17 protein-coding genes are annotated in these 17883 nt (G+C 64.6%); 2 read left to right on the forward strand and 15 right to left on the reverse strand.

What is annotated here, in order from left to right; genetic code table 11:
• Nucleotide 1 precedes the first annotated feature (1 nt).
• From ABQM86_RS20925 to ABQM86_RS20980, 12 genes are all read right to left on the reverse strand, one after another.
• Entirely contained in the window at nucleotides 2-805 is an 804-nt protein-coding gene (locus ABQM86_RS20925) for an IclR family transcriptional regulator C-terminal domain-containing protein (RefSeq protein ID WP_207595466.1), read from the reverse strand.
• 146 nt (nucleotides 806-951) lie between these two features.
• Nucleotides 952-1620 (reverse strand): 3-oxoacid CoA-transferase subunit B, encoded by a 669-nt coding sequence (locus tag ABQM86_RS20930; RefSeq protein WP_369745494.1) that lies wholly within the window; start codon nucleotides 1618-1620, stop codon nucleotides 952-954.
• Nucleotides 1621-1622: 2 nt separating this feature from the next.
• The gene (locus ABQM86_RS20935) at nucleotides 1623-2309 is read right to left on the reverse strand and encodes a 3-oxoacid CoA-transferase subunit A (RefSeq protein ID WP_369745495.1); all 687 of its coding nucleotides are present in this window, start codon (nucleotides 2307-2309) and stop codon (nucleotides 1623-1625) included.
• A 12-nt stretch (nucleotides 2310-2321) separates the two neighbouring features.
• Nucleotides 2322-3536 (reverse strand): thiolase family protein, encoded by a 1215-nt coding sequence (locus tag ABQM86_RS20940; protein ID WP_280624793.1) that lies wholly within the window; start codon nucleotides 3534-3536, stop codon nucleotides 2322-2324.
• Nucleotides 3537-3573: 37 nt separating this feature from the next.
• Nucleotides 3574-4005, reverse strand: a complete 432-nt coding sequence (gene pcaC / locus ABQM86_RS20945) for a 4-carboxymuconolactone decarboxylase (protein ID WP_280624795.1) — start codon at nucleotides 4003-4005, stop codon at nucleotides 3574-3576.
• Entirely contained in the window at nucleotides 4002-4805 is an 804-nt protein-coding gene (locus ABQM86_RS20950) for an alpha/beta fold hydrolase (protein ID WP_280624797.1), read from the reverse strand. Before ABQM86_RS20950 ends, pcaC begins: the two co-directional genes overlap by 4 nt.
• Nucleotides 4798-6237, reverse strand: a complete 1440-nt coding sequence (locus ABQM86_RS20955) for a lyase family protein (protein ID WP_337340056.1) — start codon at nucleotides 6235-6237, stop codon at nucleotides 4798-4800. Before ABQM86_RS20955 ends, ABQM86_RS20950 begins: the two co-directional genes overlap by 8 nt.
• Nucleotides 6234-6824, reverse strand: coding sequence for a protocatechuate 3,4-dioxygenase subunit alpha (gene pcaG / locus ABQM86_RS20960; protein WP_207595473.1), 591 nt, complete (start codon nucleotides 6822-6824; stop codon nucleotides 6234-6236). Before pcaG ends, ABQM86_RS20955 begins: the two co-directional genes overlap by 4 nt.
• Nucleotides 6825-6828: 4 nt before the next feature.
• Complete coding sequence (gene pcaH, locus ABQM86_RS20965; protein WP_369745496.1) at nucleotides 6829-7707, reverse strand: protocatechuate 3,4-dioxygenase subunit beta; 879 nt, start codon at nucleotides 7705-7707, stop codon at nucleotides 6829-6831.
• Nucleotides 7708-7760: 53 nt separating this feature from the next.
• On the reverse strand, nucleotides 7761-9635 hold the full coding sequence (locus ABQM86_RS20970; RefSeq protein ID WP_280624801.1) for a bifunctional sugar phosphate isomerase/epimerase/4-hydroxyphenylpyruvate dioxygenase family protein: 1875 nt from the start codon (nucleotides 9633-9635) through the stop codon (nucleotides 7761-7763).
• Nucleotides 9635-10540: a shikimate dehydrogenase gene (locus ABQM86_RS20975; RefSeq protein ID WP_369745497.1), complete on the reverse strand. Its 906-nt coding sequence runs from the start codon at nucleotides 10538-10540 to the stop codon at nucleotides 9635-9637. The genes ABQM86_RS20970 and ABQM86_RS20975 overlap by 1 nt, the downstream gene beginning before the upstream one ends.
• A 203-nt stretch (nucleotides 10541-10743) precedes the next feature.
• A complete protein-coding gene (locus ABQM86_RS20980) occupies nucleotides 10744-11514 on the reverse strand; it encodes an IclR family transcriptional regulator (RefSeq protein ID WP_207595477.1) in 771 nt (256 codons plus the stop codon).
• A 205-nt stretch (nucleotides 11515-11719) separates the two neighbouring features.
• On the opposite strand from ABQM86_RS20980, the gene ABQM86_RS20985 reads away from it, so the two are divergent.
• Nucleotides 11720-13057, forward strand: coding sequence for an MFS transporter (locus ABQM86_RS20985; RefSeq protein ID WP_369745498.1), 1338 nt, complete (start codon nucleotides 11720-11722; stop codon nucleotides 13055-13057).
• 135 nt (nucleotides 13058-13192) lie between these two features.
• Here the strand turns inward: ABQM86_RS20985 and ABQM86_RS20990 are convergent, their stop codons facing one another.
• Nucleotides 13193-15907, reverse strand: a complete 2715-nt coding sequence (locus tag ABQM86_RS20990; protein WP_280624805.1) for an FG-GAP-like repeat-containing protein — start codon at nucleotides 15905-15907, stop codon at nucleotides 13193-13195.
• A gap of 227 nt (nucleotides 15908-16134) precedes the next feature.
• On the opposite strand from ABQM86_RS20990, the gene ABQM86_RS20995 reads away from it, so the two are divergent.
• Nucleotides 16135-16371, forward strand: coding sequence for a hypothetical protein (locus tag ABQM86_RS20995; protein ID WP_280624807.1), 237 nt, complete (start codon nucleotides 16135-16137; stop codon nucleotides 16369-16371).
• A gap of 23 nt (nucleotides 16372-16394) precedes the next feature.
• Here ABQM86_RS20995 and ABQM86_RS21000 read toward each other — a convergent pair whose 3' ends face one another.
• Entirely contained in the window at nucleotides 16395-16682 is a 288-nt protein-coding gene (locus ABQM86_RS21000) for a MoaD/ThiS family protein (protein ID WP_369745499.1), read from the reverse strand.
• 7 nt (nucleotides 16683-16689) lie between these two features.
• Nucleotides 16690-17853, reverse strand: coding sequence for a WD40/YVTN/BNR-like repeat-containing protein (locus ABQM86_RS21005; RefSeq protein WP_369745500.1), 1164 nt, complete (start codon nucleotides 17851-17853; stop codon nucleotides 16690-16692).
• Nucleotides 17854-17883: the final 30 nt, after the last annotated feature.

The raw sequence follows: 17883 nt of genomic DNA on the forward strand, positions 1-17883 counted from the left end.
CCTAGTGCTTCGCCGAGACGTCCTGCGAGATGGCGTTGGCCGTGGCCACCACTTCCTGCCGCACTGCATCGAGGTACTTCTCCGGATCCGGCTGGGCTGCTACCGCCTGGGCCTGAAGGGACACGTTGATCGCAGCCACATTATCGCCGTTGTTGTGGTTCCACACGGGCGCGGCGATGGACATCAGCCCGATCTCCAGCTCCTGGTCCAGCAGGCACCAGCCTTGCGTACGGACGCGTTCGACGGCGGCCCTCAGGTCGGGGACGCTGGCGACGGTTCGCGGCGTGAGCGGGGTGAGTTCCGCCGTCGTGAGGTAAGCCTCCAGCTTGGCCTGCGGCAGGCCGGCGAGCAGCACCCGGCCCATGGAGGTGGCGTAAGCGGGGAAGCGGGTGCCGACCGTGATGCCGACATTCATAATCCTGCGGGTGGCGACACGGGCCACGTAGAAGATGTCCGGTCCGTCCAGGACCGCGGCGGACGTGGACTCCCCCAGTTTCAGGCTCAGCTGCTCCAAGTGCGGCTGGGCCAACTGCGGCAGGGACAGCGCCGACAGGTAGGAGTAGCCAAGCTGCAGCACCTTGGCCGTGAGGGCGAAGGTCTTGCCGTCGGTGCGGACGTAGCCGAGCTCCACCAGGGTGTGCAGGAACCTCCGGGCCGTGGCGCGCGTCAGGTCAGTACGGGCGGCGACTTCGCTGAGGGTCATCACCGGGTTGTTCGCATCGAACGCCCGGATCACTGCGAGACCCCGGGCCAACGACTGGACGTACTGGTCGCTGGCCTGCGGGGTAACTGCGGAGTCGGTCATGGTTACCAATCCTAGGGTGCGTTGCGGGCCTCGCAACGAGAGGGCCGAACTTGCGGGGCCTACTCTGCAGGGTTAGCACCCCGGAAACCCTGCACAGCGGGCCTCGCAACGAGGAGCCCGAATTTGCGGGGCCTGCTCTGCCTTTGTTAGGCCGGCTTTTTCAACGGCAGCGGTACGAGCTCCTGGATTTCTTCGAAAGTGCAGCCGAACGTCTCGCGGACGGTGACGCCGTCGGGGCCTGTCAGGAAGACGGCTTTGTCTGTGTACACGCGGGTCACGCAGCCGACGCCGGTCAGCGGGTAGGTGCACTGCTCCACGAGCTTGGATACGCCCTCGCGCGTCAACAAAGTCATCATCACGAAGACGTCCTTGGCTCCCGTTGCCAGGTCCATTGCGCCACCTACGGCGGGAATGGCGTCCGGGGCGCCGGTGTGCCAGTTGGCGAGATCACCGGTGGCGGAAACCTGGAACGCGCCGAGGACACAGATGTCCAGGTGCCCGCCGCGCATGATCGCGAACGAGTCTGCGTGGTGGAAGTATGAGGCACCGGGCAGCTCGGTGACGGGGATCTTCCCGGCATTGATTAAGTCACCATCGACGTCACCGCCCTCAGCTGCCGGGCCCATGCCGAGCATCCCGTTCTCCGTGTGGAGGGTGATGTTTTGTTCCTCGGTGAGGTAGTTGGACACGAGCGTCGGCTGGCCGATGCCCAGGTTCACGAACGACCCGGGAACGATGTCGCGGGCCACCAGCTGGGCGAGTTCGTCGCGGCCCAGCGGCTTCTCGGACGTCTGGATGCTTGTCTGGGTGCTCATGCTCAGGCCACCTCTTCTTTTGTTCCGGCAGAATCGACGCGGACCACACTGTTGACGTAAATCCCCGGGGTCACCACGTTCTCCGGATCCAGGGAACCGGTGGGCACGATCTCCGAGACCTGCACAATCGTGTGCTTGGCCGCGGCGGCCATGATGGGCCCGAAGTTCCGGGCGGTCTTGCGGTACACGAGGTTGCCCTTGCCGTCGGCCTTGAGTGCCTTGATGAGGGCGACATCGGCGTGGATCGGCGTCTCAAACACCTGCCACTTTCCATCCAACAACCGGGTTTCCTTGCCCTCGGCCAGGGTGGTGCCGTAGCCGGTGGGCGTGAAGAACCCACCAATTCCGGCGCCGGCGGCGCGGATGCGTTCGGCAAGGTTGCCCTGCGGGACAAGTTCCAACTCGATCTCGCCGGCGTGGAACTTGGCGTCGAAGTGCCAGGAATCGGACTGCCGAGGGAAGGAACAGATCATCTTCCGGACCCGGCCTTCCTTGATCAGCAACGCCAAGCCTTGGTCGCCCTGGCCGGCGTTGTTGTTGACCACGGTCAGGTCCTTGGCACCGCAATCCATCAGGGCGTCGATGAGTTCGAACGGCTGCCCGGCGTTGCCGAAGCCACCGATCATCACCGTGGAGCCGTCCTTGATGCCGGCGACAGCCTCGCCCACAGTGTCAATAAAATTCAACATGACCAGCCCTTTCTATGCCGAAGCGCCGGCAGTGACGTTTTCGAGCACCACGGCCAGTCCTTGGCCCACGCCGATGCAGATCGCTGCAACGCCCCAGCGCTGCCCGGAAGCCTGCAAGGAACGGGCCAGCGTGCCAAGGATGCGGGTACCGGAGGCACCCAGCGGGTGGCCCATCGCGATCGCACCGCCGTGGCGGTTCACGATCCCGGGGTCGATCCCCCATGCGTCAACGCACGCCAGCGACTGCGCGGCGAACGCTTCATTAAGTTCGACGGCGCCAACCTGGTCCCAGCCGATGCCCGCCTTAGCGAGGGCCTTGTTCGCCGCTTCAACCGGGGCGAATCCGAAGAACTGGGGATCATTGCCATGCGCGCCGCGGCCGGCAATGCGGGCGAGGGGCTCCAGGCCCAGCATCCCAGCAGCCGCTTCCGAACCGATCCATGCCGCCGAAGCACCATCAGACAACGGCGAGGCATTCCCGGCGGTGACCGTACCGCCGTCGGGCCCCGACGACTCAGGCCGGAACACCGTCTTCAACCCGGCCAGCTTCTCCGCCGATGATCCGGCACGGATGCCCTCATCACGGACCAGATCAGTGCCCGGAACCTGCGACACCAAAGAATCGTAGAAGCCTTCGTTCCACGCAGCGTCGGCCAGATTGTGCGAATCAGCCGCAAAAGCATCCTGCCGCTCCCGGGTGATCCCGTACTTCTCGCGCAGCCGCTCTGTGGCCTCACCCAGGGAGATGGTCCAGTCCTTGTTCATCGCAGGGTTCACCAAACGCCAACCCAGCGTGGTGGAAGCGAGGGTCATATCCCCGGCCGGGTAGGGCTTGGAGGTCTTTGGCAACACCCACGGCGCACGGCTCATGGATTCGGCACCGCCTACCAGCATGAGGTCGGCGTCGCCGGCGTTGATCTGCCGCGAAGCGATGATCGCCGCGTCCAGGGACGAGCCGCACAGCCGGTTGACCGTGGTGCCCGGGATGGAGACCGGCAAGCCAGCCAACAGGGTAGCCATGCGGGCCACGTTGCGGTTTTCCTCGCCTGCACCGTTGGCGTTGCCGAACACCACCTCGTCGATCCGCTCAACATCCAGCCCCGGCGCCCGGCGAACAGACTCACGGACCACATGCGCGGCAAGGTCATCGGGACGGACAGCGGCAAGGCCGGAGCCGAACTTGCCAAAGGGCGTGCGCACGGCGTCGTACACAAAAGCCTGGTTCATGGGTTTCTCTTTCGTTCTTCCCACCTGGGTGGGGGACTTAGTTGGGTTCGTTGGCGTCCAGGTCAGCGAATACTTTCTGGGCCGTCTTGAAGGCCGAATTGGCCGACGGAACACTGCAATAAATGGCGGTCTGCAGCAGGATTTCCTTGATCTCGTCCCTGCTGAGGCCGTTGTTGAGGGCCGCCCGGACGTGCATGGCGAGCTCCTCCCAGTGACCGTGGGCCACCAGTGCTGTGAGGGTGACCGCGGATCGCATTTGCCGGCTGAGGCCGGGTCGCGTCCAGATGCCACCCCAGGCGATCCTGGTGATCATGTCCTGGTAGTCCTCGGTAAAGGAATCCTTGGTGGCGTTGGCCCGGTCCACGTGCGCATCGCCCAGCACTTCCCGGCGGACCACCATGCCGGCGTCGTAAATGTCCTGGGCGGTAGCGCCGGGCTGTACGGCGCCGTTGTGGTCGGAAGTAGTCACAGTCCGTTCTCCTTCATGAAGGTGCGCATCAATTCCGCCACGGCGGCGGGCGCCTCGGCGGGGGCGAGGTGGGCGACGCCGTCGAGCGCTACAGCCCGGGCGGTACCGCCGCCTGCGGTAATACCGGCGGCAACAGCCTCGGCGAACGACGGCGGAGCAACAGAATCTTCGACGCCGGCGATCGCCAGCGTGGGGACGGTGATGCTGCCGAGCTGCTCGCGGACGTCGAACGACGCCAGGGCTTCGCAGCAGAACGAGTAGCCGAAGCGGTCGGCGTCGCGCAGGGCGTGCAGGAGGCGACTGCTGATGTCCGGCTGGCGGTCCATGAATCCGGGCGCAAACCAACGCTCCGCGGAGCCTTGGATCATCACGGGCGTGCCCAGTTTGCGGACGGTCTCCGCGCGTTCCAGCCAGCCTTCCGGGGTGCCGAGCTTGGCACCGGTGCACTGGACAGACAGGCTGCGGAGGCGGTCGCCGTGCTTGATCCCGAGCTGCAGGCCGGTGGCCCCGCCCAGGGAGACACCGGCGTAGTGGAACTTTCCGCCCGGCGAAACAGAGTCGACAAGATCGACGACGGCGTCCGCCAGTTCCGCAACTTCGAAACCTTCGGTGGTGGTCGGCGAGATGCCGTGGCCGGGGAGGTCCCAGCCGATGACGTCGTACTCGTCGCCCAGGAGGGCAGCGGTTTCCGTCCACAGCACAGTGGAGGTGCCCAGCGACGGGCCCACCACCAGGAGCGGCTTCGCTCCCAGTTCGCGCTGCGGGGAGAGCAGCACGGCCTTGACAGTTGGCTTAGCCACGAGTGGCTCCCTTCGATGAGGCTTCGATCCCTTTAGTGGGCGCTGCAAAGTGCGGGTACGCGGCGAGGATACGGCGGCTGATCTCACGCGCTTCGCCAAGGTAGCTCGCCGGATCCAGCAGCGCCTCAAGTCCGGCGTCCGAGAGCTGGTCCGCCGGAACGGTTTCGCGCAGCAGTTTGGTGTAAATGCGGGTCTGTTCGGCGGCGGCCGCCTTCAAGGTTTCGTCGACGACGGCCTGCAGCTTCTGCTTTCCTTCCTCACCCAGGAGCGGTGCGACGGCGGCCACCACCCCTTCGCTGAGGAGCAACGGCCCCGAGATGTCGAGGTTCCGGCGCATTGCGTCGGGGAAGACCCGGAGGCCTTCTGCGAGTTCGCGGAGGTGTCCCGCAGCGCCCATGGCCAGGGCGAGCAACTGGCGGAGGGCCGGCCATTCACTATGCCAGGCGCCGTCCGGCCGCTCGTCGTTGAAAGTTGCAGCCGCGAGATGGAGTTGCGATGCCAGCCCGGGAGCCTGCAACGCCGCACTGCGGATCAGCACCGACAAGACAGGGTTCTGCTTCTGCGGCATGGCCGAGGAAACTCCTCGTCCGGCCGCCAACGGTTCGCCAAGTTCGCCGACTTCCGGGCGGCTCAGGAACAGCAGGTCGGCAGCAATCTTGCCGAAGGAATCGATCAGTGCAGCGAGCCCGTCGCCGAGGGCAGTGATCGCGAGGCGGTTGGTGTGCCACGGAGCGGCAGCGGGTGCGAGGCCCAGTGCGGCGGCCAGCGCATCGGCCAGTGTGAACGGCGTCGCGGCCGATCCTGCAGTCAGCTTGGTACCCGAGGCCAGCGTTCCCCCAGCCCCACCAAACTGCACCGGCAACTCCAGGGACTCCAACCGCTCAGCAGCAGCGGCCACGCCCTGGAACCACTGGGCCGCCTTGAGCCCGAACGTGTACGGAAGCGCATGCTGCGTCAGGCTCCTGCCCACGCACAGCGTGTCCGCATGTTGCTCCGCCAAGGTAGCCAGCGCCGTCGTCGTGCCCTTGGCCTCTGCCAGCAACGCCGTAACGGTGCGGCTGGCGAGCAGCATGAGCGCGGAGTCGAGGACGTCCTGGCTGGTCAGCGAGGTGTGGACAGCGGAATTCGCGCCAACGCCGGCGGTATCCAACTCCCGGACCCGGGCCCGCAGATCACCGAGCAGGGGGATGACCGGGTTTCCGCCACCCTGGGCGCGTTCCGCTACCGAAAGAACGTCGTAAGAACCGGCATCGGCGGCTTCGGCCACCACGGCGGCGGATCCTGCGGGAGCCAGTCCCGCCTCCTCAAGGACGGCAGCCCAGGAGGCTTCGACGTCGAGGATTGCCGTGATCACGGCACGGTCGCCCGTCAGCGCCGCCACAGTGGGCGAGGCCGAGACGGGGCTGAGGAGGCCGAAGTCGCCGTTGGTCATGCCTGGTCCGTCGCCAGATCCAGCGAGCCGTCCTGCTGGAAATCCAGGAAGACGGTCTCGTCGCCACCCTGCAGGCGGATGTCCCAGGTGAGGCCGCCGTCAGGATCGCGGCGGGCGATGAGCGTCTTGCGGCGCTCGGGGTCCAGGGAGCTCAGCAAAGGATCGTTGGCCAGGGCTTCCTCGTTCTCCGGCAGGTAGACGCGGGTGAAGAGGCGGTTCATGAGGCCACGGGCAAACACGGCCACGGAGATGAACGGTGCTGCGCCGGGTGCCGTGGGGCCGGGGTTGACGGTGGTGAACGTGTAGACGCCGGAGTTGCCCACGGAGCCACGGCCCCACCCGGTGAAGGTGTAGCCGTCGCGGACCAGGGAACCGGTGCGCTGGACGATGTTGCCGTCGGAATCCGGCTGCCAGATTTCCAGGATGGCGTCCGGAATGGCATCACCGGCGCCGTCGTACACGGTGCCTTGGAGGCGGATGCTGCCGGGGCTGCCGGGAGCCAGGAGTTCGTTGTCCTTGTTAAAGGGGAGGGCGTAGCCGTAGAAGGGTCCTACGGTCTGGCCCGGTGTGGGTGCCAGCTTGCTCATGCGCTTACTCCTCGTCCCCGGCGTCGCCGTATGCTTCGTTTTCGGTCCAGGTGCGCTTGGAACCGGTCAGGATGATGTCCCACTTGTAGCCGAGGGCCCACTCGGGGCTGGTGAGCTCATGGTCGTATTGGGCCACCAGGCGGTCGCGGGCATCCTGGTCCACGATGGACTGGTAGATGGGATCCAGCGGGAAGAGCTGGTCGCCCGGGAAGTACATCTGGGTGACGATCCGCTGGGTGAACTCCGAGCCGAACATGGAGAAGTGGATGTGCGCCGGGCGCCAGGCGTTCAGGTGGTTCTTCCACGGGTAGGCGCCGGGCTTGATGGTGGTGAAGCTGTACGAGCCGTCGTCACCGGTGATGCACCGGCCGACGCCGGTGAAGTTCGGGTCCAGCGGTGCGGGGTGCTGGTCGCGCTTGTGGATGTAGCGGCCTGATGCGTTGGCCTGCCAGATCTCCACCAGCTGGCCCGCCACCGGACGGCCATCACCATCGAGTACGCGGCCGGATACGATGATGCGCTCACCCTGCGGTTCGCCGTTGTGCTGGATGGTCAGGTCGGATTCCAGGGCGTGCACGTCCTGGTGTCCGAATGCCGGCGAGTAAAGCTCAATGGTCTCCGGGTCCGCGTGGTGCAGGCTCTTGGTGGGATGGCGCAGGATGCTGCTGCGGTACGGCGCGTAATCCAGCCGCGGCATGGTCTCCGGTCCCTTGCCGTTCTTCAACGCCTCGGCGTAGCGGTCCCCGATGCCCTTGATCTCAGCACTGAGATCCGCTTGGGTTTCCACCTTCTTGGCTGGATGGGCGGCATTTGCGGCGTGTGGCTCAGCGGGCGGCACGAGTTCCTCGGATTCGAGCGCCTGTGCTATCTGTTCTTGCGGCACGGCCGGCTCCTTTCGGTTGGTGGGTTCTCTTGGGTTTGCGGGGCGGGGCGGGTTTACACCCGGTGGAGCGAGTCGTATTGGACGGCGTGGCGCACCGGGGCGTTGGGCGCCCCGTAGCCGTCGTAATTGCCGCGGCGCTCCACCATTTCGAAGAACACACTGCCCACGGTGGCGGTGTAGAAGTGGAGGAATTCGCCGTTGGCGTCCCGGTCATACAGGAGGTTGAGCTCCTTGAGGGTGGCCAGGAAACCGGGTTCAAGATCGAACCGGGCGTCCAGGTCCTCGTAATAGTTGGCCGGAATTTGCAGGAACTCAAGGCCTCTTCCTTGGGCGGAGCGGGCAGCCGCCACGAGGTCGTCCACGGCGAAGGCGATGTGTTCCTGGTACGTTTTACGGGCTGTTTGGGCCTGCTGCGCGGGCGCCAGGTTCAGGACCAGCCTGATCGCACCGTTGCTGGTCTCCATGACCTGCGAGCGCACCAGGCCATTGGGGCTGGGAACCTCAGCGAACGGCTGTGGTTCCAAAGCCAACGCGCTGGTGTAGAAGAGCACAGCCTCGTCAAAGTGTTGCCACGGCTGGGCCAGGTTGACGTGGTCAATCACTGCGTTCTGTGCGCTGGAGGCGTGCTCCTGGCCTTCGCCGAACTCGTGCGTCCACGCCGCGGTCCCATCCGGGCTGCCCTGGCAGAGGAAGATCTCGGTGGAGTCCGGTGCGGAGATGCCTTGGAAGACCTCCTCGTCCGCCTGGACCTTGCGGGCCACCACGGGAGCCTTGAGCTGCTGGGCGCGAGCGGAGGCAATCACTGGAGAGTCGACGTCGAATCCCAAAGCGGCAATGGCCGGTTCAGCGTTTTGTGCCGCCTGTTCGTTGATGATCACGCGCGCCTGTCCCATGGTCCATAGTTGGACGTCCTTGGTGCGGTGGCGGCCTTCGAACCCGAAGCCGAGCTGGCCCAGGAGCTTCTCCAGCTGCGCGGTGTCGTCAGCCTTGACCTCGGCGAAGTTGAAGCCGGCGGGTTCGTTCACCTTGGGCAGCGTGGCAAGTTCCATGGGATAACGACGGCGGGACGCGCTTTCGTTGCCGGCGGCTTCGGTTCCCGCGGGGCTGCTTGCCAGCCACTGGGCGCTCTGCTCCTCCAGCCAGATCAACGAACGCATGGCGTCAACGGCGGTGCGATCCGTGTCGGACTGCCGGAAGACGTCATTAAAGACTTCCAAGGAGACCGGCCCCGTGTAGCCGGCCCGGACGACGTGGCCCATGAACTTTGCGAGCTCGAACTGCCCTTCGCCCGGGAACACGCGGTAGTGGCGGCTCCAGGAGAGGACGTCCATGGAGAGCTTGGGGGCATCGGCAACCTGGACGAAGAAGATCTTCTCCGCGTTGATGTCCTCGATGGGCGCGGTGTCCCAGTCACGGGAGAGGATGTGGAAGGAGTCCAGGCAGGTGCCCAGGTTGGGGTGGTTCACCATCTCCACCAGGCGGTAGGCGTGCTCGTAGTCGTTGACATACTTGCCCCAGGCCAGCGCTTCGTAAGCAACGTTGACGCCGTGGGCCCCCGCAAGTTCGGCGAGTTCGGCCAGCTGCCCGGCCCTCAGCGCGTCATCGTCGATGGTTGCCGTGGCGACGTTGGAGCAGACCAGGATGGTGTCCATGCCCAGGCGTTCCATCAGGTTGAACTTGGCCTCGGCGCGCTTAAGGTTGGCCTTCAGCAAGTCCGGAGTGACGCCGTCGAAATCCCGGAACGGCTGGTACAAATCCAAGCCCAACCCGAGATCCGCCGCCATTTTCCGGACTTCTTCCGGACTGTGCGGCGAGGTCACAAGGTCCTGCTCGAAGATCTCGATTCCGTCGAAGCCAGCAATGGCGCAGGCCTGCATCTTCTCTTTCAAAGTGCCGGACAGGCAGACGGTGGCGATTCCTGTGCGCATCAGCGGCCTGCCTTCGCGAGTGCCGGGGCTGCTGCATCCTCGGCGGCGATCAGCTCCAGAAAGTGTGCGCGCATGCGGTCGCGGTCGGCATCCCGTCCGGTGATGAGCCTGAAGGCGTCGGCCGCCTGGCCGACCGCCATCCGGCCGCCGTCGAGGACGTCGCAGCCCTTGGCGCGCGCTTCGCGGACCAGCTGGGTTTCGATGGGGCGGTAGACGATGTCCGCCACCCAGTGGCGCGGTTCCAGGAGATCGATGTCCAGCGGCAGGCCGGGGTGGGCGGCCATTCCGACCGGCGTGCAGTGCACCAGGCCGTCGGCAAGGGGCATGATCTGCGGGAGTTCGTCGGTGCTCCGCGGCGTGACGGTGGCTTCGGGGAAGAGCCCGCCGAGCTCTGCGGCACGTTCCGCAGCACGCGCAGGATCCATGTCCACGAGGTCCAGCGTGCCGACGCCGGCTGTGAGGAGCGCGTAGGCCACGGCCGAGCCGGCGCCGCCTGCGCCCAGCTGGACCACGCGGTCCAGCGTCGCCCCGGGCAGCCCGTCGGCGAGCGCCGAGCCGAAGCCGGAGAAGTCGGTGTTGTGGCCAATAAGCCGACCGTCCTGAATCAAGACTGTATTGACGGCACCCAGGCGACGGGCGTCGTCGGAAATTTCATCAAGGTGCTGTAGCACCAGCTGCTTGCACGGGTGCGTGATGTTGAGGCCGTTGAAGCCCATGCGCTGGGCGGCAGTCAGGAGATCCCCGACGGCGGTGGCCGGCAACTCGAGTTCCAGCAGGTCGATAGGGCGGTACAGCAAGCGAAGGCCCTGCACATCGGCTTCGCGTTCGTGCATGGGCGGCGTGAGCGAGGGCATAACGCCTTCGCCTATGAGGCCCACCAGAACGGACTCGGCTCGGTTGCTCATCCTAAAGCTCCTTTGACTTCAGCACCGCGGGATTCGACGCCTTTTGGGGGCGCCGCCTGACCGGGTGTTCTTAGATTACTACAAGTGTTCATATTCCGCACGCATGTTCTTATCGCGAACATCTGCGAAGGGCACTCCCAACCAGGTAACAGATAACGCTCCACTGGGGGCTCATAGCGACAGTTGCTGTCACCTGGTTGGGATTAGCGCTGGGGCAGGCGGGCCGCGAGTTCAGCCGCAGCCTCCTGCAGGGTGGGCACGTGGGCGATCAGCTCCTCCATGGTCATGCGAAACACCGGCACGGCGACGGCCACAGAGGCGAAGGCGTGACCCTGCGAATTGAGGACGGGAACAGCGACGGCGCGCATGCCGATCTCATTCTCTTCGTCCATCACGGCGTAGCCCTGCCGCCGGACTTGCTCGATCTCCTCACGAAACGTGTCGCGATCGGTGATGGAATGCTGGGTGAGCGGATCCAGGGGGAGCTCCTCCAAGAGCCGCTTGCGCTCAATCTCATCCTCGAACGCCACGATCGCCTTGCCCACCGAAGTTGTATGGAGCGCCCCGAGATGGCCAGGGTCACTGGTGACGCGGAAGGTCTTGGGGCCGTCCACCTTGTTGACCGTCAGATGGTGGTTGCCATCGCGGACGGAGAGGATGGTGGCCTCATGCGTGCGATCAGTAACCCGCTGCAGGACGGGCAGCGCAGTTGCGGCGAACCCATGGTGGTTCGATACCCGCTGACCGAGCTGGAAGACGCGCAAGCCCAAGTGATACCGGCGCCCGTCGGGCTCGTAATCCACAAAGCCATCGCGCGTCAGCGAGCCCAGCAGGCGGTATGTGGTGCTGAACGGCAGCCCGGCACTCCTCGCAAGATCCGCCGCACTGGCGCCGCGCGGCTCATCGCCCAGTAGTACCAACAAGCTCAGTGCCTTGCCGACCATGTCTGTCTTTGTGTCCTCTTTCACACTCATAGCTCGATGCTCTCACATAGTGAGAGCTATTTCTAGATGGTGGTGACTTCTCTTGACAAGTGACCCCACTCACAGCCACTATTGCTGTATTGCACAAGTAACTCTCACCATGTGGTTACTTGTCTGGGATTGACCGGCCGCACCTCGCTTGGGTCTCCCCACGAAAGCCAGATCCGCGACATCGTCGTCACAGAAGGAACCACCCATGAGCCAAACAATGCCGTCAGCGACGCCAGGCACTGAAACCGCCGCCGGAACCCCCAAGAAAGCCGCGCTTGCCAGCTTCCTGGGCAGCGCCGTCGAGTACTACGACTTCTTCATCTTCGGCTCGGCCGCGGCCCTGATCTTCCCCCACGTGTTCTTCCCGTCCGCCGATGCCAACGCGGCCATCATGTCCTTCGCGACGTTTGGCTTCGCTTATGTTGCCCGCCCCGTGGGCGCGGTGATCCTGGGCCACTTCGGTGACAGGATCGGCCGGCAGAAGGTGCTCATGTTCACCTTGGTCCTGATGGGTGCAGCTACCTTTGTGATCGGCTGTCTCCCCGACTTCAAGACCATCGGCTGGTGGGCGCCCGTCCTGCTGGTTCTGGCCCGTCTTTGCCAGGGCCTCTCGGCTGCCGGCGAGCAGGCTGGCGCCTCGTCCATGACGCTGGAGCACGCTCCGGACAACCGCCGCTCGTTCTTCACCTCGTGGACCCTCACCGGCACCCAGGGCGGCCAGATCCTGGCAGCGCTGGTCTTCATTCCTGTGGTGGCCCTGCCGGACGACATCAAGTACGGCATCGGCTGGCGTATTCCGTTCTGGTTGAGCGCTGTCGTGGTTCTGGTGGCGTTCTTTATCCGCCGCACGCTGCACGAGCCCCCGGCATTCGCAGAAGCCAAGAAGAACAACGAAATCTCCAAGCTCCCTGTTGCCGACCTGCTCCGCCTGCACTGGCGCGATGCCCTGCGCGTCGTCTGCTGCGCCTTCATCGCCGCAGTGAGCACCGTGTTCGGAACGCTCGCCATCAAGTACGCCCAGGACGTCGCCGGGGTCAACAGCACCATCACCCTGTGGCTCGTAGTTGTAGCCAACATCGTGGCCCTCGGAACACAGCCCCTGTTCGGCATGCTTTCGGACAGGATCGGCCGCAAGCCCGTCTTCATCTACGGCGCCCTTGCCAGCGCCGTCATGACCCCGGTCTTCCTGCTCACCCTGGAATCGGGCAATGTGCCGCTGATGTTCCTGGTGTCCGTGGTGTTCTTCTCCTTCGGGTACGCCGCTGCCAACGCAGTATGGCCGTCCTTCTACGGTGAAATGTTCAGCACCAAGGTCCGCTTCTCCGGCCTGGCTATCGGCACCCAGCTGGGCTTCCTCATGGCAGGGTTCGCCCCGGCAATCGTGACTGCACTGGGCGGAACCAAGCCCGGCGGGTGGGTGCAGATCTCCATCTTCACCGCCGTGATCTGCGTGATCGCAGCCGTCTCAGCCATGACGGCCCGCGAATCAGCCAAGACCCCAACTGCGGAGCTCGGCCTGCCCAAGCAAGCCCAGCACGCCTAAGCCCGACGCTTCTTCCCAGTGAGCTGGGACCAAGGCAGCGAAAACCCGGACTGTCACGAGACATTCCGGGTTTTTGCTTGCCCTAAACCTGAGGGCTTATGGCAACGGGGAAGGAGCCGCCAGACCTCGCCGATGCTACCGCGGGTCCACCGCCACCGGCTTGAACTTTCCCGTGCCCGTCCCGGAGTAAAGCAGCAGCGTTCCGTCGCCGGCTACACCAACCAGGGTCGGATCGCCTGTGCCCGTGAAAGCGTTGCCGAGGGCAGCGAAGGAGGTGAACATGTTCCATCCAGAGCCCAGGTACTGCCGTGCGAGGAACCCTCCGCTGCCGTTGCCCGGGTAAAGCCACAGCGCCCCGTCCGTCCCCCGGGCAAGGACATCTTCCCGACCGTCACCGTTGAAGTCGCTGCCCTGCATCACCGCATTGAAGATATTCCACCCGGTACCGACCTGCTTCCATGGCTGGAATCCCCCGGCCCCATTTCCGGGGTAAAGCCATAAGGTTCCATCCGCGGCGCGCGCCAGGATGTCAGCCTTTCCATCACCGGAGAAGTCGCCCGGCGCCAGCATCTGCGTGAAGCCCTGCCAGCCAGTGCCGATCTGTTTGCGGGCAAGGAACTGGCCCTTCCCGTCGGTCGGGTACAGCCACAGCGTCCCATCGGAGGCCCTGGCCACAAGATCCGGGTGCTTGTCACCATCAAAATCGCCCACACTCAAAACTGACGTGAAGACGTTCCAGCCCGTCCCCACCTGCACGCGCGGCAAGAAACCACCCGAACCGTTGCCAGGGTAGAGCCACAGGATGCCATTGGTGCCGCGGGCCAAAATGTCAGCGACAGCATCGCCGTCGAAATCCCCCGCCTCCCACACCTGGCTGAACTGGTTCCAACCGGTTCCAATCGCCAAGCGGTCCGCGAAGCCGGTCCCGTCACCGGGATAAAGGGTCATGCGTGAACCGACGCCGAGGACGTCGGCTTTGCCGTCTCCGGTAAATTCCTGCCCGCCGACGATGTCGCCCGCCAGGTTCCATCCAGTCCCGACGGCGGTACGCGGCAGGAGGCTGCCCTTGCCGTCGCCGGGGTAGACGTAGAGGGTGCCGTCCGACGAACGGGCCAGGAGTCCTGCTATACCGCCCCCGAACGTTCCCGCCGCCGAAAGACTGGTGAACGCATCCCAGCCCTGGCCGATCTGCCGCTGGGCCAGGAAGCCTCCGGAGCCGTTTCCGGGATAGAGCCACAGCCGGCCATCGGTTCCGCTTGCCACCAGGTCTGCCCGGCCATCGCCGTTGAAGTCACCAGGAGCCACCAACTGGGTGAAGCCCTGCCAGCCAATACCTACCTGCAGGCGTGGCAGGAACCCGCCCTTGCCGTTGCCCGGGTAGAGCCACAGAGCGCCGTCGCTGCTGCGCGCCAGAATGTCAGCGAAGCCGTCACCGTTGAAATCGGAGGTGCCCAGTACAGCGTTGAAAATATCCCAGCCACTGCCAATTCGCACGGGCTCTTCAAGACGGTTTCCGGGCAGCCCTGCATAGAGCAGAAGCGAACCGTCCGCTTCGCGGGAAAGGACGTCGGCAAGCTTGTCGCCGTCGAAATCGCCGGCGGAAAAGCTCATCCGCGTCTTCAGTTTGGTGTCAGCGTTGATGGTCACCGTGGCCGACGTGGCGCTGACCGAGTTGATGGTCACCCTGGTGCCCGTATAGGTGGTGAAAGTGCTGCCTGCCTGCCAGGCATGGTTCTGGCTGTACCAACCATTAAAAGGGGTGGTGTCCGGCATAAGAATCAGTGACGAGGCGATGGTGGCACCGCCGCGCTGGACGATTTTGACGCCCTTGTTGCCGCCAGAGAGGTAGCTGTCGTAAGCACCCACAGGCTGCCGGAGTTCCAGGTAGTAGACCTCCCGGCTGACAGGATCCGTGAACTTGATGGCGCGCTGGGCCTCTGTGCCGCCCCAGGGCTTCAGGGTGTAACTCTTGACTCCCGTGGCCACGCCGGTATCGCGGATTTCGTCGCCTCGACCGAGGCCTCCGTAGTCCCAAAACGTGGAGCTGATGACCGGCGAGTTCCACTGCGCAGCGCCCATGATGTCTGTGGTGTCGCCGTATTCGCGGATGTAGCAGGACGGGTCCGTGAACTGGCCATTGCTGTTGACGCCGACGTCGGATGCCCCGCTGCGGCACTGCAGGGCATCAGCGTGCATCATGCCAATGACGTGCCCGAACTCATGGCTCATCACGTTATTGGAGAAGTTGCTGATCTGCGGCATCAAGACGCGGCCACTGTAACTGCCGCTGCTGTAGCCGGCGCCGAGAGCGTTCCCGGACAGGGTGGTGGTGGGAATGTAGATCACAAGCGCCGTGTACGGGCTCGCGGACCAGTTCAGCTCGCTGGTGATGGTGGAGATGATGGAGCTGTAGCTGTCGGTCGACTTCGCCCTGGACTGGTGCCCGGCAACCTTGCTGTTCACCGTCATGGACAGTTTGTTGGCCGACATCGCCTGCCAGTACTTGCTGGCGGCCTCCACCGTCTTTTCGGCGTCGGCCATGGAGACAGTGTTGGCGTTGTCCGCCAGCTTTGCCGTCACCAGCCGGACACGGATGTCCCCGGCGGGGCCAATCGCTGCCGCACCGTCACGGAGGAGGGAGTCGACGTCGGACTGTCCCTTGGGTGCATCGTCAGCCGGCGGCGTCTCGAACGTGTGATCAGAATGCGGGGTGCCCTCGACGAACTGGACGTTCGGATTATCCGGACCCGGCACTGGAACGGCCGTGGCGGGGGCCTGAACAAAAAACAGGCCGGTGGCAAACACCACCAAGCCTGTGGACAACGCGATGGATCGCCGCAAAACACCCATTAAATCTCCCGGGGACGGAGCCTGTGGTTCCTGTGAGTCTCAAGAACCGAGATCAGGCTACAGCCGCACCCGCGATGCGCCGGGAAGGCGGGGCTGCGTCACCGGAAATGCAACCAACCCGGAATGCTAACCGGACCCTAACCACCCCGAAATACCGTGGCAACATTGCCACGCCACACTGGAAGGGCCGGCAAGTGCAGGCACCAGCTCCAGCCCAGGAGGCCACCATGTTGAAGGAAGTCACAACACACACAACACGAGTACGCGCGATCAGCCAGCTCCACCGTGGAGACGAGATCGAAGCCCGACTGTCCGTGGGACCCGCCTATGATGACGTGGTCATCCGCCGCGGACAGGTCCAGGAAACCGCGCCGGGTATCGGCGTTGTCTGGATCATGGATCACGCCTCCGGTATGAGGAAAGCCATCAATACCGACGAATGCAGTGTTTGGCGCGTCGCCTGAACCGGCCTGACCCCAAACCCCGCTCAGCCACCGGCCACGGACTGGACTATCAGGACCTCCTGGCCGGCTGCAACCTCCGTATCAAGACCCTTCAGACGCCGGACCTCATCACCGTTCACGTAAATATTCACGAAACGACGCAGCGACCCGGTTTCATCACGCAAGCGCCTGGCCAGCACCGGGTAATCTCCGGTCACCGAATCAAGCAACTGTCCAACGGTCACAGCCCCGTCGGCGGACGCAGTCAGATAGGACTGTCCGCCGACGAGTGGCTGCAGGACACCAGGCAACAGGACCGTAAAGTCAGCCACAACGGGCCTAACCAGGTACCGGGGCGCTGGCTTGCCCTGCACGTGCGGCGCCCCTGGGGCTTCCCACCACGACGGCGGCCCTCACGCACAGGACGTCCGGCAAGTGCGAGGCCACTTCAGTAAAGGTCCCGCCCTCGTCGGCGCTGGCATATACGGCACCTCCACGCGTGCCGAAATACACGCCGACGGGCTCGGCGGTGTCCACGGACGCGGCGTCGCGCAGTACGGCGTTGTATTCGTGGTCCGGCAGTCCGGTATGAAGTTCTGTCCAGGTGTTGCCGGCGTCGTTGGTGCGGTGAACACTGAGCCTGCTGTCCGGCGGGATGCGTTCTCCATCGGCCTTCAGCGGAATCACCCACGCTGTTCCTTCACGCCGCGGGTGCGTCAGCATGACAAAGCCGAAGTCCGCAGGCAGTCCGTCCGCGATGGAATCCCAGTTCTCCCCGTTGTCATCCGTGCGGTACACGCCGTGATGGTTCTGCGCGTACAAACGGCCTTCGACGGCCGCGTCCGCTGCAATCTTGTGGACGCACTGACCGAACTCCGGGTTGGGATCGGGCATGAAGTAGGCCGAGATGCCTTTGTTTCGGGGCTCCCAGGAGGTCCCGCCGTCGAGCGATCTGTAAACGCCGCCCGTGCTCATGGCGATGTGGACCTTCTCGCCGGAAGGATCAACCACAATCGAGTGCGCCGCCGCGCCGCCATAGCCGGCACCCCACTCGCTGCGGTGCGGGTGGTCCCACAGTCCGCGGTTCAACTCGAAGTGTTCGCCCCCGTCGGTGGACTTCCATACTGAAATCGGCTCGCACCCGGCCCAGACAACGCCAGGGCGGGAGTCGGCGTCGGGGTAGATCTGCCAAACGCGTTCCAAGGCGGCATCAGTGCCGTCCGGGAATTTGATGGCACCTTGCTCGGGCTCGGTCCAGGTGTCACCAAGGTCATCAGAGTGGGCCACGGTGGGTCCCCAATGCTCTGATCTCACGCCCACCATAATCCGGGTTTTGCCGTCCCGCGTATCTATCCCGATGCTGGGAATCTCGCTCATCAGGAAGTGCGGGCCGGAGAGGGACCATTCTTTCCGGTCGGGGCTGGTTGCCAGCCACAGGCCTTTCTTGGTCCCGATCGCAATGACATAACTCTCTGCGGTATCTGCGGTTGCCATGCGTCCCATCGAACCACCAGGGCGGGTGGGTGGCAACGG

The sequence above is a fragment of the Paenarthrobacter sp. AMU7 genome (assembly GCF_041200195.1).
GTDB lineage: Bacteria > Actinomycetota > Actinomycetes > Actinomycetales > Micrococcaceae > Arthrobacter.

Bases quoted from the DNA above. Each gene is read 5' to 3' on its own strand.
- ABQM86_RS20925 (WP_207595466.1), bottom strand. From the start codon at position 805: ATGACCGACTCCGCAGTTACCCCGCAGGCCAGCGACCAGTACGTCCAG.
- ABQM86_RS20930 (WP_369745494.1), bottom strand. From the start codon at position 1,620: ATGAGCACCCAGACAAGCATCCAGACGTCCGAGAAGCCGCTGGGCCGC.
- ABQM86_RS20935 (WP_369745495.1), bottom strand. From the start codon at position 2,309: ATGTTGAATTTTATTGACACTGTGGGCGAGGCTGTCGCCGGCATCAAG.
- ABQM86_RS20940 (WP_280624793.1), bottom strand. From the start codon at position 3,536: ATGAACCAGGCTTTTGTGTACGACGCCGTGCGCACGCCCTTTGGCAAG.
- ABQM86_RS20955 (WP_337340056.1), bottom strand. From the start codon at position 6,237: ATGACCAACGGCGACTTCGGCCTCCTCAGCCCCGTCTCGGCCTCGCCC.
- pcaG (WP_207595473.1), bottom strand. From the start codon at position 6,824: ATGAGCAAGCTGGCACCCACACCGGGCCAGACCGTAGGACCCTTCTAC.
- ABQM86_RS20970 (WP_280624801.1), bottom strand. From the start codon at position 9,635: ATGCGCACAGGAATCGCCACCGTCTGCCTGTCCGGCACTTTGAAAGAG.
- ABQM86_RS20975 (WP_369745497.1), bottom strand. From the start codon at position 10,540: ATGAGCAACCGAGCCGAGTCCGTTCTGGTGGGCCTCATAGGCGAAGGC.
- ABQM86_RS20980 (WP_207595477.1), bottom strand. From the start codon at position 11,514: ATGAGTGTGAAAGAGGACACAAAGACAGACATGGTCGGCAAGGCACTG.
- ABQM86_RS20985 (WP_369745498.1), top strand. From the start codon at position 11,720: ATGAGCCAAACAATGCCGTCAGCGACGCCAGGCACTGAAACCGCCGCC.
- ABQM86_RS20990 (WP_280624805.1), bottom strand. From the start codon at position 15,907: ATGGGTGTTTTGCGGCGATCCATCGCGTTGTCCACAGGCTTGGTGGTG.
- ABQM86_RS20995 (WP_280624807.1), top strand. From the start codon at position 16,135: ATGTTGAAGGAAGTCACAACACACACAACACGAGTACGCGCGATCAGC.
- ABQM86_RS21005 (WP_369745500.1), bottom strand. From the start codon at position 17,853: ATGGGACGCATGGCAACCGCAGATACCGCAGAGAGTTATGTCATTGCG.